This is a genomic window from Streptomyces sp. NPDC087906 (assembly GCF_055584925.1).
Genome location: NZ_JBVJLC010000015.1, coordinates 121,742 through 146,913 on the forward strand (window position 1 = coordinate 121,742; position 25,172 = coordinate 146,913).

General features: G+C 74.6%; 1 protein-coding gene (cut by both window edges). It reads left to right on the forward strand.

The whole window is internal to a lonely Cys domain-containing protein gene (locus ACZ63I_RS31775) on the forward strand: the coding sequence, 47,094 nt in all, runs 16,528 nt past the left edge and 5,394 nt past the right edge, and what appears here is coding positions 16,529–41,700 (codon 5,510, partial, through codon 13,900, complete); the first codon wholly inside the window starts at position 3. Both the start codon and the stop codon lie outside the window.

Genomic DNA, 25,172 nt, shown 5'->3' on the forward strand with positions numbered 1-25,172 from the left:
CGGACCCGCTGGTGGCGCCGGGGGCAGGGCAGTACCTGGCGAACAGCCTGGACATGTGGGTGTGGTCCACCGTCAGCGGGCGGGCCCCCGTGATCGTGCCCGCCGACCTGGCACGTGGCCTGGGCGCGCGACTCCAGCTTGAGGCGGACGACGACTGGGCGGGATTCCGTCCGGAGCCGTCGGTGCCCGAACTCGACGTCCTCAGCGCCCGGGTGACCGGTGGACAGGCCACGGGCGGGCGGGTGCTGCGCTGGGTACGGGCGATCAGGCTGATCTACGGCCCGTCCGTCGAGGACAACCAGCCGGCGTTCGACGCGCTGCTGCGGGGCTTCTGGCTGCTGGACCGGTTCCGGGAAAACCGCTCGGGCGACAACGCGCTGCTGACCTCGGACACGCTGCGGCGGATGGTGACCGGCTACGCCCACGCGACGGGGCGGCCGGTGCCGCCGCTCGCGTTGGGCCTGCCGCTGATGCTGGTCGAGGCGGCGGCCTCGGCCGACGAGGTCCTGGAACTGTCCGGCTTCGACCTGACCCCCCGGTACGTGCCCCTCCGCGCCGCCACGTGGAACGGCGCGGTGGCAGCGCCGGCCGCCGCGCCGCGCCGGGTGTTCACCCGGCCGGTGGACCGGGCTTCGGCCCCGGTGTCCGCCCCCGCGTCGCGTCCGGCGGCTGCGCCGGCGAGCAGCGCGCCGGCGCCGGTGGCCGAACCCACCGCCCACGAGCGGGCCAGGCACCACGAGAGCGTCCTGGTCGAGGCGTTCGGTGCGGCCGAGTACTTCCCCGCAGGGGCGCACGAGGCGCTGACGCTGCTCGACCGGCTGCGGGCGCGGGACCCGGAGCCGGCCGGCGGTCCGCTGCTCGACGCGGCGGCCCTGGCCCGGCGCGTACTGATGCTGGGCCTCGACGACGAGGTCATGGCGGAGGAGCTGGCAGCGCTGGTGGCGCTGGCCGTACAGCGTCCCCGGGCCGGCTCGCTGGCGGAGCTGTCCGCCTTCCATCTGCACCAGGAGGGCGCGTTCGCCCCCGAGTTCCGCTACACCGACGCGGCGGGGAACGCGCTCGGCTGGGACTGGTCGAACAGCCTGCCCGCCACCCTCGACCTGGACCGTACGGCGGTGGAGATACGCGGACGGCAGGGCGGCGACCCGGCCGTGACCGTCGGCGTCAGCCCGTGGCGCACGGCGGCGGGGCCCGGGGGACCCAGGCCCTACGTGATCGGCGGGGACAGCGGTCCTTGGTCGGTGGAGATCCTGGGGCGGCGCGCGCCGTTCGCGGTCCTCGACGCGTTGCTGGAGTTCAACCCGGACCTGGCGCACCTGCCGCCGGGTACGCAGGTGCTGCTGTACCTGTCCGAAGCCGTCGCGTGGGGCCTCCAGCTCCAGGACGGCCTCGCCACCCGCCAGGGCTGGACGGTCTGGGCCACCAACGGCACGGTGAAGACGCTCGTTCCGCCCGGCGACGCGCGGCAACAGCCCGTCATCGCGCTCACCTCCGTGGAACGCACCGGCCCGATCCCGGGCTGGCTGCTGCGCTCCCCGGCAACCGCGACCGCCGTAGCGCCGCGACGCGCCGGGGCGATCGACTGGGGCCGGGACATGGTCGTCCGCCCGGTCATCGGCCCGAACCACCACCTGAGCGCCTTCCTGGCCCTGGACCTCGAAGCGGACGCCGACCGGGGCTACGCCCGCAGCTACCGGGCGTCCCAACTCGCCGACGCGCGGGTGTGGCACGTCAACCGCCCCGGCAGGGCGGCGGCCTGGGACCCGCGACCGCTGCCCTGGTGGCAACTCGGCATGCGCGCGCCGCTACCGCTGCTGCTCCATGCCGGAGTGGCGACCAGCTCCTGGCCCACCGCGGCAGGGGTGGCCCACCCCGGCCCCGCCGAGTTCGTCCGCAGAGTCGCGTTCCTGGTCGAGAGGTCCGGGCTGCCCGCGGGGTACCCGCTCCTGCTGGTCGGCTGCAACCTCGGGACGAGCGGCAGCGCGACCTACCACGGAATGCCGAACCCGCCCCTTTCGTACGGGGTGCCCGTCGGCGTCGATGTGCTGGACGACCTGTCCCAGAGCCAGCTCGTGGCGAACCACCTGAACTCCTGGGCCTTCGCGGCTCCCCAGGCCATCGGCGTCTACGCGGCCGGCCAACTGACCGGCGGCCCGGTCGCCGACGAGCCGGTCATCACCCTGACCACGGACCAGCGCGAGCCGCACACCGGCTGGGTCGTCAACCGTCCGGAGCCCAAGGGGCCCGAACTCGACGACCTCGCCCGCCGTGCCCACCTCCCCGCCGGTGCGGAGGGCACCCGGGAGCGGACACTGCGGCTGTGGCGGGCCGTGGTGCACACGTTCGGCCCTCTGGTGGACCGCGACCCGCAGTTCGACCGGCTGTGGCGCGGCATCGGCGCCCTGGAGCTGATGCGGGAGGCCGACGCCGCGGTCAACCGGGTGGGTGCCAAGCGGTTCACCATGGATCTCTTCAGCTACCTGGCGACAGGCTCCCCGAGCGCCCCGATCCCGGACGAGGGGCCGCACCGCCGGCTGCTGCTGGAGGCGGCGGGCGTGCGGGAAGCGGGGGACTCCCGGACGCTGTCCGACTGGCTGCCGACGGAACCCGTCGTCACGGCTCTGTCCGAACTGCGCTCCCACCCGAACCCGGTGGCGCGGATCAGGGAGGTCCTGGCACTCGACGACGACGCCCCCGTCGGGGAGAAGCAGGCGTCCCGCACGGTGTGGGCGATCGTCAAGGCCGACCTCGCGATGAGCCGGAAGCTGGTCCCGGACCCGGCGCGGTTCGACGCCGCCGCGGTCCGCGGGGCGGCGGCGGCCGGCCGGGACGTCGAGAGCGCGGCGCAACTCGGCTCGCACGCGCTGGAGCGCGCCGGAGCCCTGTCGCCCGCCACGGTGCTGCGGGACGGCGAGGGAGACGGCTGGGGCCGGGACTTCTCCGGCGGCGCACGGGAGCCGGGGACCTTCGACCCCCGCGTCGTCACCCTGCTGGAGCGGGCACCCGACGGTTCCCTCGCCGTCGCCGGCGCCGATCCCGCCCCCTGGCACGCGGACCTGGGCCCCTCACCGGCCAAGCCCTTCGTCTACACGGGCGCCGCCGCCCCGGGAACGCCGGGTGAGCTGGGCGATCTCGCCTACCGCGACCGGGAACTGCGGACCCTCACCGAGCATGCCCCCGGCGTCGCGGCCTTCCCGTACGCCATGCCGCCGGGCGCCGGCCCCGCGGTCGTCGGCAGCCTGCCGGGGGAGCTGGCCCGCAACACCGGCACCGACTGGTGGGCCTCCACGGCGGAGGTCCGGCTGCACCGTGATCCGGGCACCGGCACGTACACCGTCGCCGTGGTCCTGGAGCCGGGCGGCCCGCCGACCTCCCTGCACACCTGGGGCCAGGTCACTCCCGACATGGGCGACCCGCAGAACACGCGTCCGCCGGCTCCCGACGGTGCGGGAGCCGCCTTCGCCGCCCCCGCCGGTCCGGAATACCGGTCGCCGCCGACGCCGGCCTCGCAGGCCGCGCCGCCGCGAAGGATGGTCACGCGACCGGTCGCGGACGCGGTGCGGAGCACCGGCAGCGGGCAGGCGTGGCACCCGGCCGGTCCGCCGCAGGGCTTCCCGAACAGCGGGCGGCCCGGCTCCGCGACGTCCCTGACCGGTTCGACGCCTCCCGGGTCGCCGATGGAACTGGACGACGCGCAGGACCCGCAGGCGGTCGAGGAGCACTACGCGCAGATCCTGGCGGAGCTGTTCGGACCGCGTGCCGGGAGCGAGTACGCCTGGACGAAGGGCACGGAAGCGCTGGCCGCCCTGGACCTGCTGCGGGCGCGGGAGCCCCGATGGGCCGGCGGGCTGCTCGACCTCGGCGCGCTGACCCGCCATGTGCTGATGCTGGGGCAGGGCGAGGCGACTGCCGAGCTGCGCAAGAAGCTGCTCGAAGTGGTCCTGGACACCGGGGCACGGCAGGCGTACGGGGTGCGGGCGGACAGTCTGGCGGTGCTCGCCGCCCACCACCTGGTGCGCGAGGGCGCGTTCGACGCGCGGTTCCGTATCGCGCCGGGCGCGGGGAACCGCCCCCGGGGCTGGGACTGGACAGGGCAGTTGCCCGCTGACTTCGAGCTGGGGCGCTCCGCGGTGTCCGTGATCGACAAGGACGGCGGGCGATCCGTGGTGCGGGGCCCCGGAGCGTGGTCGGCGAACGGCAGGCCCGAGCCGTATCTCTACTCCGCGCCCAGCGACCCGACACGGGTCGGGGTGGCCGGCCGGGGCACCTTCAGGCGGTTCGTGCCGTTCGAGGTCTTCGTCGAGTTGCCCGCGTTCGACCCGGACCTGAAGCAGGTGCCGCCGGGGGCCGATCTCCTGCTGGCCATGAACCGGATCCGCGAGCTGGGCCTCGTACTGCCGAACGGGCTCGCCGCCAAGTACGGCCGGGGCACCTGGGCCCACGACACCCAGGCGACCTGGACGCCGCTGCCCGGCCAGTCGGGCCCGCCCGTGCTCACCCTGGTCGCCCTGGAGCAGCAAGGCGTCCGGGGCACCTGGCTGCGGTCCGACCCCGCGACGGTGCGCGGAGCGAACGACGCGGGGCTCGGGGACGCGGCCCACTGGAGCCGGCAGGTGACCTTCCGTTCCTTCGGCGACGCGGACCACGGCCTCATCGGCATCGTCGCGATGGACTTCAACGCCATGCCGGGGTACGAACGCTGGAACCGTACGAAGAACGCCGCGCGGATGTGGGCGCCCTCGTGGCAGGTGCTCATGCGTCCCGGCCGGATGACGCGCCATGCGGAGCTGCGGCCACTGCCGTGGGTGGCGGCCGATCTGCCGGTCCCCGTCCACCTGCACATCCACGGACTGACCGGCAGCACCCTCTGGCCCACCCCGGGAGGACGGGAGATCACCTCGGGCGAGAGTTCGGCCGACCGGATGGCGGGCCTGATCGCCCTGGCGGGGCGCTCCGCCGCACACCCCGTCGTGGCGACCAACTGCTTCGGTGCGATGCCCAGGGAGCGGCGGCGCCCCCGCACGCGGTTCCAGTCGGTCTACGACTACGAGCCGCGCGGCGCCGATCCGCTGGAGGACCTGCCGGAACTCCAGCTCGTGGCGGACCGCTCGGGCAGGACGGTGTTCGCCCAGCTCCACGAGGGCTACGACATCTGGGACGCGCCGAGTCTGCGGCTTCCGGCGGACGTGCCGGTCTTCGGCGTGGGCACGGATCCGCGCGGCAAGGGGATCGCCGCCGCCACGGGATTCGCCGTCCTGCGGCCCCGGCCGACCGGGGCGGTGTTGGACGACGTGGCGCGTATCGCCGGTCTCCACACGGGCCCGGACCGTGCCTCCGACGAAACACGGAAGCGGACGCTGCGGGTGGTCATGGCGCTGCGGCGGATCTCCACCCCCTTCAAGGACCTGAACGGCCGGTTCCTGGCCCTCGACGAGCACGCGCTGCCGCTGCGGAGCGCGGGCCTCGCGCCGGATCCGCGGCACGAGCGGGCCCGGCTGCTGCTGCGGGGCATGGGCGCGCTGGAGCTGATGCGGGCCGCCGATCCGACGCTGGACGGTCCCGGTGTCCGCGGTACGCGCCGGTTCACCGTCGAGCTGTTCGAGGCCGTGGCGGACGCGCACCCGGCCCGCCACGGGCAGGGGCAGAGCAGTGCGGCGGGCGGGGTGCCGCCGCTCGTGGCGGAGCGCTTCGGCCGGCTGCTGGAGGACGCGGCGCACGCGTGGGCCGGGCAGCCGGGGCGCCGGTTGACGCAATGGCACGAGCTGCCGACGGTGACGCGCGCCCTGGCGCAGTTGGGGTCGGTCCAGGACCCGGAGTCCGTGATCAGAGGGGTGCTGGACCTGGCGGACGGCGCGCCGGTCGAGGAGGCGGAGTGGTCCCGGACGCTGTGGGCGGGGGTCAAGGCCCAGCAGGTCGTCGAAGGGATGAGGAGCGAGGCCGACAAGGGGGCGTTCGCGGCAACGATCCTGCGCCTGGACGCGCCCGACGCCGCGCGGTTCGGGGAGGCCCGTGCCGCCGTCGTCCGGGCGCTGGCGGCAGGGCGCGATCCCCGGAGCCTCGACGAACTGGCCTCGTACGGCCTGGAGGAGGACGGGGCGTTCGCACCGGACCGGCGGCTGCTGGACTCCCGGGGCAACCCGTGGGCCCGGGTCCTTGACGGCGGGCAGTACCGGGCGGGGGACTTCGACCCGAGCGTCGTCACGCTGATGGCGCGGTCGGCCGACGGCCGCTCGTTCGTGCCCTACGACACGGAACCGGCGCCCTGGGCCGCGCGGGACGGCGCGGCGCCGTTCGTCTACGCCGTGGCCGAGGACTACGCGCCTGCCGGGCAGTTCGGCGACCTCGTCTCCCACGACCCGGAGGTGAGGTCGCGGAACCCGTGGTCCCCGGTGGTCCTGGCGGTCGGCCGCTCCAGGCCGGCCGGGCCCCCCGTGGCGGGCAGTCTGCCGGTGGAGTTCGCCCGCAACACCGGCAAGATCGCGCACTTCTCCACGCATTCGGTCGGGCTGCACCGCGACGGGGCCACGGGTGCGACCACGGTGGCGGTGTATCCGAAGGCCGGCGCCTCCCAGGCGTCGCGCGACACGTGGGGCGCGGTCACGCCCGACCAGGCGGACCACCTGTCCCAGGCCGCGGCCGGCGCCTCCGCCGCCCCCCTGGCCCCTGACCCGCTGGCGATCCCCTGGTTCGGCACCGTGGGCGCGGGGTCCGGGCCGCCGGCGGCAGTGCCGACGAACGCGTCGGGCACGCCGGGGCACGTGTTCGTACGGCGGGTGGAGGAGGTGTCCGACGACTCGGACTCGACCGCGCCCGGCACAGCCGCCGCCACCCGGCCCGGTGCGGCGCGCCCTGTCCTCACCCGGCCCGTGGCCGATCCGGCGGCCCCGCCCCGGCCGCTTCCGAGCACGGTGTCCGCGCGGCAGAACGCCGTACTGCCGCAGAACGCCGTAGTGCGGCAGACGAACATGCCCCGGCCGGGACGCGGCACGGCACCCGCGCCCAGCCGCGGGCAATCCTCCGGCGGGCGTCGGGGCTCCTCCCCCGCCGGCCGCGGACAGTCCTCCACCGGGTTCGCCCGGCTGCCTGACGCCGGGCCCTACGACAGGCTCCTCACCTTCCTGTACGGGCCCGCGTCCGGGGACGAGGCCCCGCGGACGGCGGCCCGGGACGCCCTGGGCATGCTGGACGCGCTGCGCCGGCGGGAGCGGACCCTCTCGCACGGTCCGCTCGAACTGGACGTGCTGGCCCGCCGGGTGCTGCTGATGGGACCGGCCGAGCCGGTGCGGCAGGACATCCGTCGCGATCTGCTGCGGGTGGCGATGGACGCGCGGGCCCAGGGGGCGCGGAATCTGGCGGTGCTGTCCGCCGTCCACCTGATCCGCAGGGGCGTGTTCGCGGACCGGTTCCGCCGTCTCGACGCCCAGGGTGATCCGCGGGGCTGGGACTGGAACGCGGCACGGGTCCCGCTCAACGCCGATCTGACCAGGTCGGCGGTGGAAGTGGTCGACCCGCAGCGCGGACTCTCCTACCGGGAGGACGGCCTCGCCCCCTGGGGCAACGGACCTGAGCCGTATCTGCTGGCCGCCGAGTCGAACGAGGCGGAAATCCGGCTGCGCGGGTCGAGGGGCTTCGAGGCAGCGGTGCCCCCCGAGGTGTTCCACGAGCTGATGGCGTTCGACACGACGCTGCCGGCGCTGGACGCGGCCGTCCCCGTCCTGTTGGCGATGCCTGAGGTCAGTGCCTGGGGCCTCACTCTCCAGGACGCGCTGGTCGCGCTCCACGACCGCGATGTATGGGCCTCCAACGGCCTGGTGCGCTGGGCCGACGCGACACCCGGCTCCACGCGGCCCGTGCTCGTGCTGACCTTCCAGGAGAGGGAGGGGTTCCGGGCGCAGTGGCTGCTGCGGGACCCGGCCACGGTGCGTGCGGCAGCCACGCTGCCGCACGGCGGCACGGTCGACTGGAGCCGCGAGGAGATCACCTTCCCGCTCGCCGGCGCCGACCACCGCTTCAACGCGTACATCTCCATGGACCTGGAAGGCGCGCCGGACCGGGGGAGCGAACGCAGCGATCTCTACGCCCGCCTCGCCGGCATCAGGTCGTACCTGGAATACCGGCCGAGCCGCCTGCGCCTGCTCGGACCGCGCCTCGTGCCCTGGGTCGAGGACGGACTGCCCACCCCGATCTACATCAACAACCACGGAGGCGCGGGGTTCGTCGACTGGTTGACCCGGGACCGGTACCGGGACCGGACCCGGGTCAGAAGGGACGGCGCGCGGGAGTCCGCACGGCTGATCGCGTCCCAGGTGGCGCAGGCCGGCCTGCCGCTGTCTCATCCCGTGGTGATGCTGGCCTGCTTCGCCGGGATGCCCGGGGGAACGGATCGCTCGGTGCACAACCCCCCGGTGGCCGGCGGCCGGTTGTCCGGGGCAGCTCCGCTCCCGCAGCCGACCGGAGCGGATCCGCTGGTGGATCCGCCGGTCGGCCAGTACGTCGCGAACGAGGCGGACCGGAGGGTGTACGCCTCCAGCTACTCGAACGCCGTCGGCGTCGGACGAAATCTGCGAACGGGGCTGCGCGCCGACGAGGTGGCGATCGCTCTGGTCACCGACGAGCGCGGCGCCGGGACCCGGTGGTCGGCCTTCATGCCGGAGCCGAAGGGCACCGGACTGGACGAGGCGGCGCGTGCGGCGCATCTGCACGACGCCGCGGCTCCCGCGTCGGAGGAGGTGCGGGGACGGGCGCTGCGTCTGGTGCGGGCGCTGCGCCTGGTGTTCGGTGCGGATGTGGCGGACCGGACGGACTTCGGGACGCTGCTGGGCGGTATCGGCGCGCTGGAATCGGGTCGTGCGGCTGACGCCGCGCTGAACCGGCCCGGCGGCCGGGAGTTCACCATGGAGCTGTTCGAGACCCTGGCACGTGCGCACGCCGGAACCGGACAGGGCGGGCGGGCGGTAACGGACGACGACTACCGCGGACTGCTCAGCGCGGCGGCGGCCCGGTGGAACGCGGGGCAGCGGGGCGCGCTGACCGGCCTGCTGCCGCTGCCCGAGTTCGTCCGGGCGCTGGACTGGGTGTCGACAGCGTCGGACCCGGAGTCCCTGATCAGGGACGTCCTGGGACGGGACGGGGCCGCGCCGGTCGGCGAGGCGGAGTGGTCGCGGACCGTCTGGGCCGAGGTCAGGACCCGACGGTTCTTCCAGGACGCGCCGGACCCGGGCGTCCTCACGCAGCGGATGCTGCACCTGCCCGCTCCCGACCCGGCACGTCGCGGCGAGGCGGTCGACGCGGTGCGCAGGGCACTCGCCGCCGGCCGTGACGCCGAGGACATCGACGCGCTGGCCTCCCACGCACGGGAGCGGGACGGCGTGCTGTCCCCGTACTCGCTGCACCGGGACCCCCTCAACGGTCTGACCTGGGGCCGGTCTCTCGGCGCCGGGCCGCGACTGCCCACGGTCTTCGACCCGTCCACCGTCACGTTGATGGGCCCGGGACCCCGCGGCTCGTTCGTGCCGATCGGCACCGAGATCGCCCCGTGGTACGACCCGCACGGAGCGCCGCCCTTCGTGTACGAGGTGGACGGCGCACTGGCCCCGCCCGGAGAACTCGGCGATCTGGCCTACCGCGACCCCGCGCTGCGGGCGCTGAGAATGAACACCCCGGTGATCGTGGCGGCCGTCGGCGCCATCCCGCCCGGTGCCCACCCGGCGACCGGTCCGCTCGGTGACCTGTCGCGCGGCGCCGGCAGACCGATGTGGGGCTCGCTCAACCACACCGGGCTGTACACCGATCAGCTCACCGGTGTCACCACTCTCGCGGTCTACCCGGACCCCGGGGGATCTCCGGCGGTTCCGCACACCTGGAGAGAAGTCCTGCCGGAGGACGTGTCCACACCGGCCGCGAGCCCGGGGAGCACCGTTCACGGCTCTCCGGCCCCGGCGCCCGCCGCGCCGGCGACTCCGGTACCGGGGTTCGCCGCACTCTGGACTTCCCGGGCGAATTCGCCGGGCCGGCCGCTGTTCGCGACCAATCCCGCGACCGGGTCCACGGGGCCGGTCGGGGCCATGGGAGCCGGCCCGGGGCTTGTGCTCACCCGGCCGGTGGAGGACAAGCCCCGGGCCGGCTCCCTCGCGCCCGACGCCGAGACGGCGGACGCGAGCCCGCCGCCCGAGGCCCCTGCGGTGTCCCTGTCCGCGCCCCTGCCGGCGCCGGTGCCGCACGCCGTGGCGCAGCACTACGACGGGATACTCACGGACCTCTACGGCCGGTCCTCCCGGAACGAGCCCTTCTGGCCCGACGCGCGGGACGCGCTGGCCCGGTTGGACCGGCTGCGCGCGCCGCATCCGGCGCTGCGGGGCGGCCCGCTCGACCTGGCCGTGCTGGCCCGGTCGGTGCTGATGCCGGCGCCCGGCCGGCCGACGACCCCGGCGGATCTCGCCGACCTGGTGCGCGTGGCGATGGCTCCTGAGATGCGGGACGCGCGGTCCCTGAGGGTGCTGGCCGCCTACCACTTGGTGCTCAACGGCGCCTTCGACGCCGCGTTCCGCCATCACGACGGCCAGGGCCGCCCCCGGGGCTGGAACTGGGGAGGGGCCACGCTCACGGCCCTCGACCTGAGCAGGACGGCGACGGCGACGGGCCGCGATCCGCAGGGCGGGATGATCCTCACCGGGCAGGGCGCCGCCCCGTGGACCCAGGGAAAGCAGCCCGGGGACGAGCCGTACCTCTACGCGGCCGCCGGTGACAGGAAAAGCGTCACGATCCGCGGCCGCAAGGACTTCGAGGCGGACGTGCCCTTCGAGGTGTTCGTCGAACTGGTGGCGTTCGACCCGGTGCAGGGCACGATGGGGCCGGGCGTCCCCTTCCTGCTGGCGGTCCCGCGGGTCAGCTCCTGGAACACCTACCTCCAGGACGCGCTCGTGACCCGGTACGGGCGGGAGGTCTGGGCGACCAACGGTTCGTTGATGTGGACGACGCCGGACCGGGCCTCGTACCGGACCGTGCCCGTGCTGGAGAGCTTCCCGCAGATGCCCCCGGCGAGCTGGCTGGTGCGGGACCCGGAAACGCTGCGCGCGGTGGCCGGTCTGCGGGCCGGTGACACCACCGTGTGGGACCACCGGGTGATGGCCTTCCCGCTCGTCGGCCCGGACTTCCGCCTGACGGGCTTCTTCTCGGACGACATCGAGGGGACCGGTGTCAGAGGCCATGGGATCAGCTTGCTGCTCAGCCGGGCAGCGCAGGCCACGTCGTACTTCGTCAAGCGTCCCGGTCGGGTGGCCGTCGCGGAAGGCCCGCACCCCGTGCCGTGGCGCCAGGCCGGGGCGACCTCCGTGGTCGTCGCCGGTCTGCACGGTCTGCCGGGGACCACCTTCTGGTTCACCACGGCCGGAGTGCGGGCCTTCGACGTGGCGCGGGGCGCGGCCTGGGCCGCATGGCAGTTGGATCAGACGGGCGCCCCGAGGACCGTCCCCGGTGTCCTCGCGAGCTGCTTCGGCGCGGCGCCTCCGGGTCTGGACCACACTCTGCGGAACCGGCCGGCTTCCGGTGCGCATCCGGCGGTGCAGGACTGGCTCTCGGAGCCGTCCTTCGTCGGAGCCGTGGCGAATCTGGCCGGGCGGACGATGTACGGCTCCTCCTACGCGCTCTACGTGGCCCAGTGGTCGGCGATGCGTGTCCCGGGAGACCCCAACGCGATGGTGTTCGGTCTGGGAACGGACGAGCGGGGCGGACGGACGGACTGGATCGTCCGGCGGCCCGAGCCGACGGGCGCCGCGCTCGACGCGTGGGTGAGCGATGCCGGTCTCGCCCCCGGCTCCCGGCCGACCGAGGAGGAACGTGCCGAAGCCCGGGTCAGGACACTGGAGTTGACCCGGGTGCTGACGCACTTCTTCGGCGGCCTTGTGGTCGAGACCCCCCGGTTCCCGCAGGTGCTGCGGGCCATGGGGCTCGTGGAGCGCATGCGGGCGGCGGACCCCGTACTGAACCTTCCGGGGGCGCGCAGGTTCACCGTCGCGCTGTTCGAAACCATCCTGGCGGAATACCGGCGCGGGCGGCAGGCAAGCGGCCTCCCGACGCCGTCGGACCTGGCCTCGCTGACCCGCCTCATGCTCGACGAGGTGTCGGGGGCGTGGCCGGCCGCGCCGATCGAACCGCCGCTGACCGGTTGGCTGCCGCTCCCGTCCGTGACGCGCACGCTGGCGGCCATGGCCGCTCCGGGCGGCGACGCCCGGGTCAGGGACATCCTCGGCCTGGACGGCACCGCTCGGCTCGGAGAGGCGGAACTGTCCCGGGCGCTGTGGGCACAGGTCAAGATGGGGCGCGTCACCAGTGAGCTGACCGACGTGCGGAAGGGCGTCTTCGCCGCACGCATGCTGGGCCTGGGCCGGCCGGACCGGGCGCGGTTCGACGAGGCGCTCACCGCCGCGCACCGGGCCGTGGCCGCCGGCCGGAGCCACACGGACATCCACGAGCTGGCCTCGCACCGCTTGGAGCTGGCCGGAGCGCTGTCCCCGGGAACGCTGGCGCGCGTGTCCGGGCAGGCGCCGTGGGGAAGGCATCTCCTCGCGACGTCGCCGGTCCCCGGCGCCTTCGACGCCCGCGTGATCATGTTGCTGAGGCGGAAGCCCGACGGCAGCGGGTTCGAGCCCTTCACCACCGAACCGGCCCCCTGGAGCCGGCCCGGGGTCCCCGTGCCCTTCGTCTACGACCTGCGGCACCCGGGCCCGGCGGGTCCGAGGCCCCAGCAACTCGCCGATCTGGCCTACCGCGACCCGGCTCTGCGCTCGTTGCCGTCGGACCGCGTGGTGGTCACGACGCAACCCGTCGCGCCCATGCCGCCCGGCTCCGCACCTGTCGGCGGCGGCGGCGTCGTCGGAGCGTTCGCCCGCAGCACGGGCAAGACGTGGTGTGCCTCCACGAGTCCGACCACGCTGTGGTACGACAAGGACCGCCGGACCTACACGCTCGCGGTGCTCCCGCTGGAGGGCCGGACAGCGGCCGAGGGGAACACCTTCAGGGTGTTCACCCCCGACATGGGTGACGCGTCGCCCTCGGACTGGCCGATCGGGCAGCCGGCCACCGCGGCCCGCCAGGCAGCGGCGACCGCCGCGGCGCCGACGCTCGGGCCGGTCCAGGAGCCTGTCGCTGACCTGACCGCGGCCACCCGGTGGCGGCAGGGCTCCGTACCGGAGTACCCCCGGTTCCTCGCCGCCCTGTACCGGGGCCGGGAGACTCCCGCCGGGGCGCCGGCGGCGTTGGAGCGGTACCCGATCGTCGGCGACGACCACCACGTTTTCGGCTACATCTCGATGGACCGCGCCGAGGGGACGAACTGGCGGCGTTCGCACCCGGACGGGGTGGAGCAGGCCGAGGGCAGGGAGCACGCGCGCAGGATCGCGTATCAGGTGTCGTTGCTCGGAGTGCCGGAAGAGCGTCCCCTTGTGCAGCGGGACTGCTACCGAGGGATGTTCTCCCCGCAGGGGGTGGCGGGGGTCCCGCCCACCCGCGACGGCCGGCCGGCCGGTACCGACCCGCTCTCCGACGTGCCCGGCGCCCAGCACGTGGCGAACGAGGCGAACCGGCCGGTGTACGCCGGCGTCTTCGTGAACACCAGCTTCTGGGAGCGGAGCCGGTCGGGTCTGCCTTCGTACGTGCTCATGACGGACCTGCGCGGTGGCACAGCGCGGTGGAAGCTCTTCCGTCCGGAGCCGAAGGGTGCGGCGCTGGACCGGGTGGCACTTCGGACGCGGCTGCACGACGAGGCCGGCCCCGCGTCCGAGGCCGTGCGGGAGCGGGCACTGCGCCTGGTGCGGGCCTTGCGGCTGGTCTTCGGCCCCTCGGCGGACACGCGGGCCGACTACCAGGAGCTGCTGGGCGGTATCGGAGCGCTGGAGAACCGGCGGGAGGCCGATCCGGCCCTGAACCGGCCCGGCGTACGGCGGTTCACCATGGAGCTGTTCGAGTCCCTGGCACAGCGGCACGGCGGGACCGCGCAGGGAGTCCCGGTCGCCCCGGACGCCTACCTGAATCTGCTGCGGGACGCGGCGGGTCGGGCGGACGCGGGGGAGCGCGGGCCGCTGACCGGTTGGCTGCCGCTGCCGGCGGTCACCAGGGCGCTGGACGCGTTCGAGAAGATGCCCGACCCCGCGAAGGTGATCAGGGACGTTCTCGGGCCTGACCCCGTCACCGGCCCGTCCTCCGACGCGGACGCGGATTTCGCCGCGGACACCGGCTCCGCCTCGGACACCGGCTCCGAGGCGCCGCCGGTCGAGGCGCGGTGGTCGCGGACGCTGTGGGCGCAGGTCGAGACCGAACAACTCCTCACCACCTGGGGGATGTTCGCGGCCGACCCGGCGCTGCGGGCGCAGAACAGGGCGATGCTCGCGCAGCGTCTGCTGGGCCTGCCGGCCCCCGATCCCCAGCGCTTCGGTGAGGCCGTCGCGGGGGTGCGCAGAGCGCTGGCCGCAGGCCGGGACCCGGGGAGCTTCCATGAGCTGGCCTCGCACCGTCTGGAGCTGGCGGGCGCGCTGTCCCGCGACACGCTGAGGAAGGACAGGGCCGGCCAGGAATGGGGCAGGCTCTTCAACTTCCGGGACTTCCGGCCCGGCGGCTTCGACCCGAGCGAGGTCACCCTGCTGCGGCGGAAGCCCGACGGCCGCGGCTTCGAGAAGTTCGCCACCGAGGACGCCCCCTGGCACGAGGAAGGCGGCCCGGCTCCCTTCGTGTACGGCGGACGCGGCAACGGCACGCCGTTCGAGCAACTCGCCGATCTGGCCTACCGCGACCCGGAGTTGCGCAAGAGGGAGCACGGGGTTCCCGTGGTCACGACGCTCGCCGCCGCCATGCCCCCGGGCTCGCGGTCCCTGCACGGCACCCCGCTCGGTGAGTTCGCCCGCAACACGGCCAAGACATGGTGGGGGTCGACGGACCAGGTCGGCCTGTGGTTCGACGAGAAGAGCAAGACCTTCAGCCTCGCGGTGTACCCGGCGTCCGGCGCGTCGGAGGCGGCACGTGACACCTGGCACCAGGTCACGCCGGACGAGGGCGACCCGCCTTCGGCGGCTCCCTCGGAGGCGGCGGAGAGGGCTCTCTCCGATCAGGTGTCACGGCTGGCGAACTCCGCGACGGACGGGGCGGCGCCCGCGACCGACGGGGTCGCGCCTGCGCCCGTACCCGCCTCCGAACCCGCCCGCGATCCCGTGCTCGACTCCGCGTGGAGCGGGCGCGCGCGGGCGCTGGCCGTCTTTCGGAACACCGTCGCAGGGGCGGAGGCCGCGCTGCGGAGCGGCACCAACGACAGCGCGACCGCGCACGCCTGGAGCGACGTCGCGCGGGACCGTACGGCGGTGGAGGACGCCGAGGCGCGGCTGCTGCGGCTGGGTGTCGCGCCCGCCGAGCTGACCGCGTCCCGTGCGCTCGCGGGCGAGGACAGCGGCAGTACGGCCGCCGGCCCGCTCGTCCCCCGGGACGCGGCGCACCGGGAGTGGCTGGCCCGAGCGGTGACCCCGGACGACCTGCCGGCCGGCCTGCTCGCGGGGCTGCCCGCCCTGGACGCGAACGAGAGCGTCGACCCGGCCGACGTGGAAACGGCGAACGTCGAACTCACCGGCAGCCAGAAGACCGAGCTGGTGCTGCTCGGCGACAAGCGACTGCTGCTCGGCGGCTTCGGGCGGCCGGAGCAGGCACGGTTGCGGATGCTGCGGCCCGGCGCCTGGCCCCAGGTGCTGGACGCGGCGGCGGCCAACGTGGCCCGCAGACTGTGGAGTTCGGCGAGGCAGGAGTTCGGCGCGAACGAAAGCGCCACGGCGGCGGACGTCGAGCGCGCCTGGGCCACCGCCGTCTCCTTGGTGCTGCCGGTGGAACCGCACGACGTGCTCGCCGACTCCCGCTACGCCGGGCCCGACTTCCGGGGCGCCGTCGAGCAGGTCGCGCGGCACCTGCTCACCCAGGGCGGCGCCGACCTGGCGCCGGCCGCCGAGCTTGCCGACACGCTCCGGTCCGGTCTGGGGCTGCGGAAGCGGTGGGCCGACGGTACTGGCACCGGCACCGGGACCGGCGCCCGGACCCCGGCGCCGCGCACGGCGGCGACGGCTGCCGGGCCGGTGCGGGTCGCGTCGGCCGGCGCGCGGGAGGCGGACGCGCCGACGAGCGCCAGGAGCGGGAGCGCCGCCGGGTCCCGGCCGATCGCGGTGGCGACCTCCGCACCCGCCGCCGTCAGGCAGCGCGCCGTGTCCCGCGCGACGTCCGGCCAGCCCATGCCGGGACTTGAGGTTCCCGCGCGGCCGCACGCCCCGTCGGTGCACCCAGCCGCGCAGCGGGCGCTGCCGCGGGCGACGCTGGTGCCGTTCGCCGTGGGGGCGAAGACGCCCTCGGAGTACGACGACGACCTGGAGGGCGTCGAGCGGCTGATGGTCCGGGTGGCCCTGGCCGGGATGCGCAACCGCCGTCTCGGAGTGTCCCTGCCGGGCATCCTGTTCACCGGATACGGGGCCGACGCGCCGCGGGCGGGACAGGAGAGCCGTCAGGAGGCGGCGGAGCGACTGGGCGCCGAGCGTGCGGAGGCGGTGCGCGAGGCGTTCATGGAGCGTCTCGACGAGGAAATGGAAGCCAGGCAGCGCGACCTGCCTCCGCAGGAGCGGCTGCGGGCCGCCGACTTCAGGACGCGCGCTCGCGGCCTGGGCCGGGTCCCCAGGGACGCACCGGTGCGCGCGGCACTGACGGGAACGGCCTCCGCCGCCGACATCGGACGGCAGGCGACGATCGAGTTCGCCTACGACCGGACCGCGGCCGGTGTGGAGCATCTCGACGCACTGCGGCGGCAGGACCGGCGACTGAACGGGCGGCCACTGGATCTGGACGGCCTGGCGCGGCGGACACTGCATCTGGGCGAGGGCGCCGCCGTCGGCGCGGCGGAGCGCGCGGCGCTGTTCGAGCTGGTCGAGGAGGCCCGGCGCGCGCGGCGGGCGACGGGCACGGCGGCCTTGGGCGCCTTCCACGCCGAGCGGTCCGGCGTCCTGGAGCCCGCCCGGAAACGCCACTTCACCGGCGGCGACGGCAGGACCAGGCTGCCCGGCCTGAACTGGGGCGGGACGCCGGTCGTCACACTGGACACCGGCCGCATGCGCACGCGCCTGATGAAGGACGGCAAGCCGCTTACGAGCCTGGTCGGCAGCCCCCCGTGGCCGCTCTCCTCGCAGCCCTACGTCGTGGCGGCGGAGATGCGCGAAGGAAAGATCGTGGTGCGGCGCGACGACGAGTCGGAACTGCTGCTGGAGTTCGAGGAGTTCGCCGAGCTGGTGGCGACCGACGTGGCCGAGCTGGGGCTGCCCGATACCACCCCGATCGTGCTGGCCGTGCCGTTCGCCGGTGACGGGCTGCTGCGCGGGCCGCGGCTGCTGGCCGACCTGACCGGGATGACGGTGTGGTCCCACACCGCCGAGGGGGTGCTGACGGAACAGGCCGGCACCGCCATGGTCGCGACGGTGCACAGGGCCGGGAAGAGGCAGGGCGCCTGGGTACCCAGCCCGCCGGGTCTCGGCACCGACCCGCGGGAGGCGGACCCGCTGGCCAAGTTCAGCGGTGTGCGGACCCAGGCCATTGTCAGTTCTCTGACGGGGCGTCAGATCGGGCGTAGCTCGCACACCGAAGAGGACCTGGTCGACAGGGACTTCGAGGAGGCGGGCCGCAGACTCGACACGATCACCACGTACGTGCACTACAACCCCGTCACCCTGCGGTACACGGCGGAGTCCCCGCTGCCGGCTCCCGGCCCGATACGGGACGCGTCCTCCGAGGACACGCACGGCAGTCCGAGCGGACTGGCACTGGCGCAGACCGACGGCACCACGAAGTCGTTGTCCGGCGATCGGGCGTTGTGGCACTGGTTCCGGCGCAAGAGCGTGACGGAGCGGCCCCGGCGCTGGATCGACCTGATGGGCTGCGCGACGGGTGAGTACGAGGACATGTCCGTGCCGGCCGCGATCGGTTCCGACGTGGCCCACGGGACGTTCGTCGCCGACCCGCTCGCGACGGTCCCCTTCGGTCAGCGCGTCGCGAACGTGTCCGGCCGGCCGGTACGCAGCGCCACCACCTCTGACGACGTCCGGGAGGTGAACGGACGGTGGGTCCGGGTCCTGTTCACGGACCCCTCGGGCCGCAGGGGACGGTGGGTCATGTTCCTGCCCGAGCCGAACGAAGCCGAGCTGGACCGGCTGGCCGCCCTGACCGGCCGGTACGCGGACCCCGACGACGCGGCGCGGCAGCGCACCCTGCGCGCGGTGCGGGCACTGCGGCTGGTCTTCGGCTGGGACGTGGAGCGGACCGCCGATTACGAGGACCTGGTGCGGGGGGTCGCCGCACTCGACGACATGTGGCTGGCCGACGGCCGGTTCGCGGACCTGGGCCCGTTCACCATGGACCTGTTCCGACGCGTGGTGGCAGCACACCCGGAGGGCGGCCCGGACGCCGGTCAGGCCGCCTACCGCGCGGTGCTGGCCAAGGCGAGGGGGGCCGCGCCGGGCACACCGCTGCGGGACTTCGTCCAGCTCCCCGACGCGGTGGACCGGGCCGTCGCGTGGGCCGGGAGCGCGGACACGGACCTGCGGGAGGAGGCGGCCGACGCTCTGCGCATGGACGTGGACGAGGCCGGTGTCCCTGAGCGTTCCCGGATGTTCTGGGCGCGGGTCAAGGCCGAGGAGACGCTCGGCGCGCTCGACGCCGACGCGCTCCTCGCGCGCGTGCTCGACATCGACCCGGCCGTCGAGCCGAACGACGCGCTGCGCGAGGAGCTGCGGTCCGCCTACACCACCGCGTACGCGGCGGGCCGGGACGCCGCCAACCCGGACAGGGTCGCCGCACACCGGCTGGAGCGGGAGGGCGCGCTGGACGACAGCACCCTGTTCGACACGGTCAACACCCAGGAAACACTCCGGAGCCTGCGGGACCCCGCGCAGAACTCCGGGAGCGACGGCGCAGCCCTGTCCGACGGAACGGGAAGGGACCTCGGGCCCGAACCGCGCTTGTCCCAGGTCGATCTGACCCAGATCCGCACCCCGGCGGGACTGGAGACCCCGGACTGGATCGGCACGTTCCCCAGCGGAAGGCCGTACCCGAGCCCCTACCTGGTGCGGGCTGCCCTGGACCCGCAGGACCCGGAGATCGTCCTGGCGTACGCGGGCGGGGTGGAGCAGCGGGTCCCGCTCGACGTGTTCGCCGAACTGGTCGCCGCCGACCGCGCGTTGCTGAGGTACGGTCCGCATGTCCATGTCCTCCTGTGCCTGTCGGGGGCGGTGACCCCGCTCGTCGAGCGGGTGGCGCGGCGGCTCGCCGACCGGCTCGCCCGGTCGGTGCGGTGGGCGGACGTGCCCGTGGACCTGTCGGGGACGGGCGACAGCGGACTGCCGGTGCTCACGCTGCACGACGACCCGGCGGGGAAGCGCGCGGCCACCAGCAACTCCTGGTCGCTGACCAGGCCGCGGACCGGCACCCCGGTGGGTCAGTCGCTGTCGGTCCCGCCCCCCGTGTCACGCTCCGCGCGCCCCCTGCCGCCGCGGCGCCCCGACACGGGCTCCGAGGCAGCCCCGCCCGACCCGTCTCGCGCCCCGCTCGACCCCGCACGTGCCGGGGTCCGCGCCGCCCTGGGGCCGGACGTCTCGTCGGCGGACGTCTTCGCGGCGGACGTCTTCGCTTCGGACTCCGAGGCCGAGGAGGAGGACGGCGCGCCCGGTCCGCGCGCCGCCCGCGCCCCGTCCCGGGCGGCCACGCTCGTCGGGGACTCGCCGGTCGGCCTGTCCCGGCCGCCCAGCCCCGCGGGCACCCCCTCGGCCAGGCCCCAGGTGCTCACCCGCCCGGTGGGTGAAGCGACTGCCACGCCGTCGACGGGGGGCGCGGCGACACTCCCCGCGCCGGTGACGTTCCTGTCCTTCCCGCCCCGCCGGGCGCACCTGCCCATGGCGGAGCGGGCCGCCGTCAGGAACCTGGTCAGCCGGGTGGCAGCGCTCGGCCTCCGGGCGCGGGAGTTGCGGGTCTCCCTGCCGCCGGTCACCATCCGCGGCTACGACGACATCGCCCCCGGCAGGTCCTCCCTCGGGGAACGCCGGGCGCAGGAGGTGTACGACGAGTTCACCCGGGGGCTGGGCGAGGAGCTGAACGGGCTCCGGCAGAATCTCCCGCAGGGCGAGCCGCGGCTGCGGGCCGAGCACTTCAGGATCGCCGTGAAGGCCCGTCCGGGGAACTCGGCACCGGTCGTGCGGCTCGGATCCACCGGGTCTCCGACGCGGGTCCAGGCGCGTGTGGAGGTCTCCCTCCCGCCGAGCCTGGAGTTCATGGAGGGGCTGGACGCGCTGCGGCGGCAGGACGGGAGGCTGCGCGAGGGGAGGTTCGACCTGGCCGCGCTGGCCCGACGCGTGCTGCACCTGGAGGCGACGGCGCGTGTGCCCGAGGCGGTGCGCGCCGAGCTGTTCAGCCTGGTCGGGCGCGCGAGGACGGCGGACCGGGCGAGCAGCGTGGCGGCGCTGAGCGCCTTCCACCTCTCGGAACTGGGCGTGCTCGCGACCGACAGGGAGCGGCACTTCACGGTGGGCGGCAGCCGGGTCCCCGGGCTGAACTGGACAGCGGAGAAGGTCAGGAAACTGGAGCTGGGCACCTTCCGCGTCCGCCGGGCACTGCGGGGCGGCGGTCTCAGCTCCCCTGTTTCGCTTCCGGCCCGCTGGCCGACGCACACCCCGCCCTACGTGGTGGCGGCGCACGAGGGGCGTCACGACAGGGTGACGGTGCGGCTGCCCGACGGCTCGTCGTACGAGGTGCGGACCGAGGAGCTCGTCGAACTGGTGGCGGCGGACGTGCGGAGCGCGGGTCTTCCCCCGGGGACGGAGATCGTGCTGGCGTTCCCGTTCGCCGGTGACCGTCTGCTGAAGCTGCCACGCCTGCTGGCCGGCAGGACCGGTATGACGGTGTGGGCACACAGCGGCGTGGCGGCGCTCGTCGGCGCCCGGGGCGGCACGAGCCGGGTCCAGGTGACCCATCGCCACCTGAGGCAGCAGGGCGACTGGATCCCGAGCCCGCCCGGGACGGCACCCGGCGCCGACTCCGAAGACACGGAGGACTGGCACCTGCGGGTCGTCACCCGGGCGATCGTCAGCGCGTCCGCCAAGAGGCTGATCGGCTTCGGGCTGCACAAAGACACCGAGGTCACTCTGGAGGACCACGGCCGCCACCTCGACCGGATGACGACGTACGCCCACTACAACCCCGCGACCGGGACCCTCTCCGCCGAGCACGACATGCCGGAGCCGGAGCCGGGGCCGGGCGAGCCGCCCTTCGAGGATCCGCTCCGTCTGGACGCCCACGCCGAACCGGGTGCGGTCAAGGTGCCGTTGGAGGGCGGCGGGAGCGAAATCGTGCCGGCCCGCCCGTTCTTCGAGTGGCTCAAGCGGCTGGCGGGTTTCGGGGGCTGGCTGGACGCGGTGCTCTGCTACAGCGGGGCCCCGCCGGACGGTGCCGTGCCGCCCTTCCCCGTAGGTGATTCCTTCGCCGGCCCCTTCGTCGCCGACCCCCTCGCCACCATCAGCCTGGGGCAGGTGGCCGCCAACACGACCGGGCTCGTCACCCGGGTGTCCTACCTGAAGCAGTCCACGTGGCTGTTGGGGGCGGGGACGTACGTGCGGGTGCTGTACGGCGACGCTCAGGGCCGGTTGGCATGGTGGTCGATCCACCGTCCGGAGCCCTCGGAGGCGGAGCTGGACCGCCTGGCGGTGGTCGTCGGCCGGCACACGGGCACCGACGCCGCACCGGAGGCGGTGCGGTACGGAACCCTGCGCGCGGTGCGGGCGCTGCGGCTGGTGTTCGGGTACCAGGCGGAGTTCGAACCGGACCACGAGGACCTGATGCGCGGTATCACCGCGCTGGAGGACATGTGGCTGGCCGACGGCCGGTTCGGCGATCTGGGCCCGTTCACGATGGATCTGCTGCTGCGCGTGCCGGCGGCGCACCCGGACGGCGGGACGGGCCAGGTCCCGACCGACCTCAGGGCGGTACTGGCCGCGGCACGGGCGGCGGCGCCCGGTACGCGGCTGGCGGACTTCGTGTCGCTCCCCGCCGTGGACGAGGCGGTGATGTGGGCGGGGCAGGAGGACTTGGCCGCCACTGCCGCTCACGTCCTCACGCTGTCAGGCCCTGACCAGGTGGGAGACGCCGAGCGGTCGCGGATGTTCTGGGCGCGGGTCAAGACGGCCGAGGCACTGGCCGCTCCCGGCGTCGACGTGGGCCGGCTCACGGCGAGGCTGCTGCACCTGCCTGTCGGGACCACGGACGACACCGCCGAGCACGACCGCATGCGCGCCCTCTGCACCAGGGTCTTCGCCGAGGGGCGCGAGGTGACGGGCCCGGACGTGATGGGCGCCCGGCATCTGGAGCTCCTGGGCGCCCTGAAGGCGGAGACGGCTCTGCGCACGGTCCGGAGCACATCTCGGGTCGGCGGGCGTGACTTCACGAGCGGGCCGAAACCGTCGACGGTGGATCTCGCGCAGGTCCACACCCCCGACGGGCTGAAGGCGGCCCCCTGGCTCAAGCGCACGAACGGCGACGCCCTGCCCACCCCCTACCTGGTCCGCGTCGAACTCGACCCGGCCGACCCGGACTTCGTCTTCGTGACCGTGGACGGCGACGTGGAACGGGCCCGCGTCGGCGAGCTGCTGGAACTGCTGGCCAACGACCCCTGGCTGCGCGCGAGCCGGCTGAGCACCTCGGTGATCCTCGCGACGTCGAACCTGGGCCTGCTGGCGCCCGACCTGGCCCAGCAGGGTGCCCAGCGGCTCGGGCGCTCCGTGTGGTGGACCGATTTCCGGGTGAGCGTGTCGGAGAAGGGCGACGCGGGCGACCCGGTGGTCACGCTGCACGCCGACACCGGGGCCGCCCCGCAGGGCGATGTCTGGCGGCTGTCGCAGCCGGTCGACCCCCAGACCCCCGGCGAGCTGCCGCAGCCGGGCAGCCTCGCGTTCCACCGATCCGCCGCCCCCGTCGTGGACGGGAGCAAGACCGGCGTTCCCGTCGGGGAGCCCGCAGATCCGTCCGGGACCGACGACAGCACCGAACGCCCGGTCGCGCGCGCCGCCCTGGGGCCGGTCTCCGCTGCGGACGCCTTCGACGCGGACGCCTTCGACGCGGACGCCTCCGACGCGGACGCCCCCGACACGGACGCCTCCGACGGCGCCGGCACGGCCAGGGAGGCCCAGGACCCTGACCCCGAACCGGATTCCAGCTCTGACTCCGATTCCGACCCCGATTCCGACGCGGGCCGCGGGACCGCGGTCGACGCCGGGCGCGGCGGGCTCTCCCCGTTCGTCGCCGGCTTCGGCCGCGACCGTCGCGGGCTCCAGGGGTCGGTGCACGTCATGCCGTTCCCGGCCGAGACGCTGGAGTGGCTGCATGCCACCCTGGGCCGGGCCGTACACGACAGGGCGGTTCACGACCAGGCGGTCCAGGGTCCGCCGGCCCGGGACGTGGAGGCGCAGGACGCCGGCACCGGTGCGCTGACGGCGCTGGGCACGCAGGTCAGCGACGCGTACGAGGGGACCGCGCTGCTGGAGGCTCTGCCGTACGCGCTGAGCGCCACGGGCATGGTCCGCACCGTGGCGTACCGGGGCCGCGAGTACCGGATCTCGGCACGGCTGAAACTCTCGGGCGCCCGGCCCGCACCGACGATGACGCCAGAGGGGCCCGACGGGCGCACGGTCCATATCGAGGAGCGGAACAAGACCACCATCACGTCCGCCGACACCGCGGGGCAGGGCACCGTGCGGAGCATTCCGCTCGCCTATGGCCGCAGATGGGCGACGGACGGTGCGGGGAACCCCGCGCTGTCGTCGCTGGGCTTCACCCCCAAGCTGACGCTCACGCACAATCAGGAGGCCTACTCGATCACGGTCGAGGAGGACTTCATGGCGATGTCCGGGCTGGTCATGGGCATGGATCCCTCGCACGTCCACGACTACGCGATGGAGTGGCAGGTCAAGGCCGAGCCGGTCGACGGGACGATCCCGGCGCCGGCCCCCGCGCCCGCGTCCGACCCGGCTCAGGGCGTCGACCCGGCCACCGCGGACGGCGGCTGGGGCGACGCCGCGCTCGCCCCCGGCCGGCTCGACGCGTGGTTCCCCGGCTATCTGGCCGAGACCCCGGAGCCCAGTCCGTTCGGCCCCCTGTTCGCGTCGCCGGACGATCTGCCGCCCGATCCGCTGACGCTGACCGAGGAGCTGCCGCTCCTGCGCGTGGACACCGTGCGCGACCCGGCCGCGCTCCACGACGCGATCGTGGCGGCCGACGAGCTGCGCCCCCATCTGCGCCGGATGTCGAAGGAGTCCGCGGCGGAGCTGGGCGAATTCCTCTCCGAGAACAACCAGCGCGCCGGGCTGCCGTTGATGCTGGCCGGCGCCTACCCGTCACCGGTGCTGCTGGACCGGGCCGGGGATCCGCTGGGGTTCCTGGAGGTCCGCGCGCGGCTGACCTGGCTGAGTCCCGATGTGCTGGCCAGGTCGAGGAACGTGGTGCTGGAGAACAGCCTGCTGCACACCGTCGGCCCCAAGGGCTCGTACAAGGTGTCCAACGCGCTGAAGCCGGGCTTCTCCGTCGCCCCCGCCTTCGTGGAGCCCGACGGCTCGGGCATCGGCGGCGGCCCGGTCTTCGCCGGCTCCTACCAGTACCAGCGCGACCGCGTCCTCAACTCGGGCGGCACGGCGTACGACTGGTTCAGCCTCACCACCGAGAACCCGCAGCTCCTGGTCGACGCGGACCTGGAGTTCGAGGCCGTCCTGGTCCTCGCCGAGGGGGGCCGCAGCGAACCGTTCTCCTTCACCGCCTCGGCCGACCACATCCTGCGGGTGCCCAGCAAGGCCGAGACCGAGGGAGTCCCCGTCCGGCCGGGCCAGGAGCGGCATCTGCCGCCGGAGCTGGTGGAGCTGCGCTCGCTCGGCGTGTCCGCCACCCCGCTCAAGGTCGCGGGTACGGAGCCGCTGTTCGAGCAGCTTGAAACCTGGCTGCGCGGCCACGGCTTCCTGCCCCCGGCCGACCGCCAGTCGCTCTCCTGGCTGGACCACAAGAGCCGCAGGAAGATCGTCAACGCCTGGCTGGCCAACGCCCGCAAGCTCTCTCTCGCCCGCACCCAGGTGGGGCTGCGCATCGGG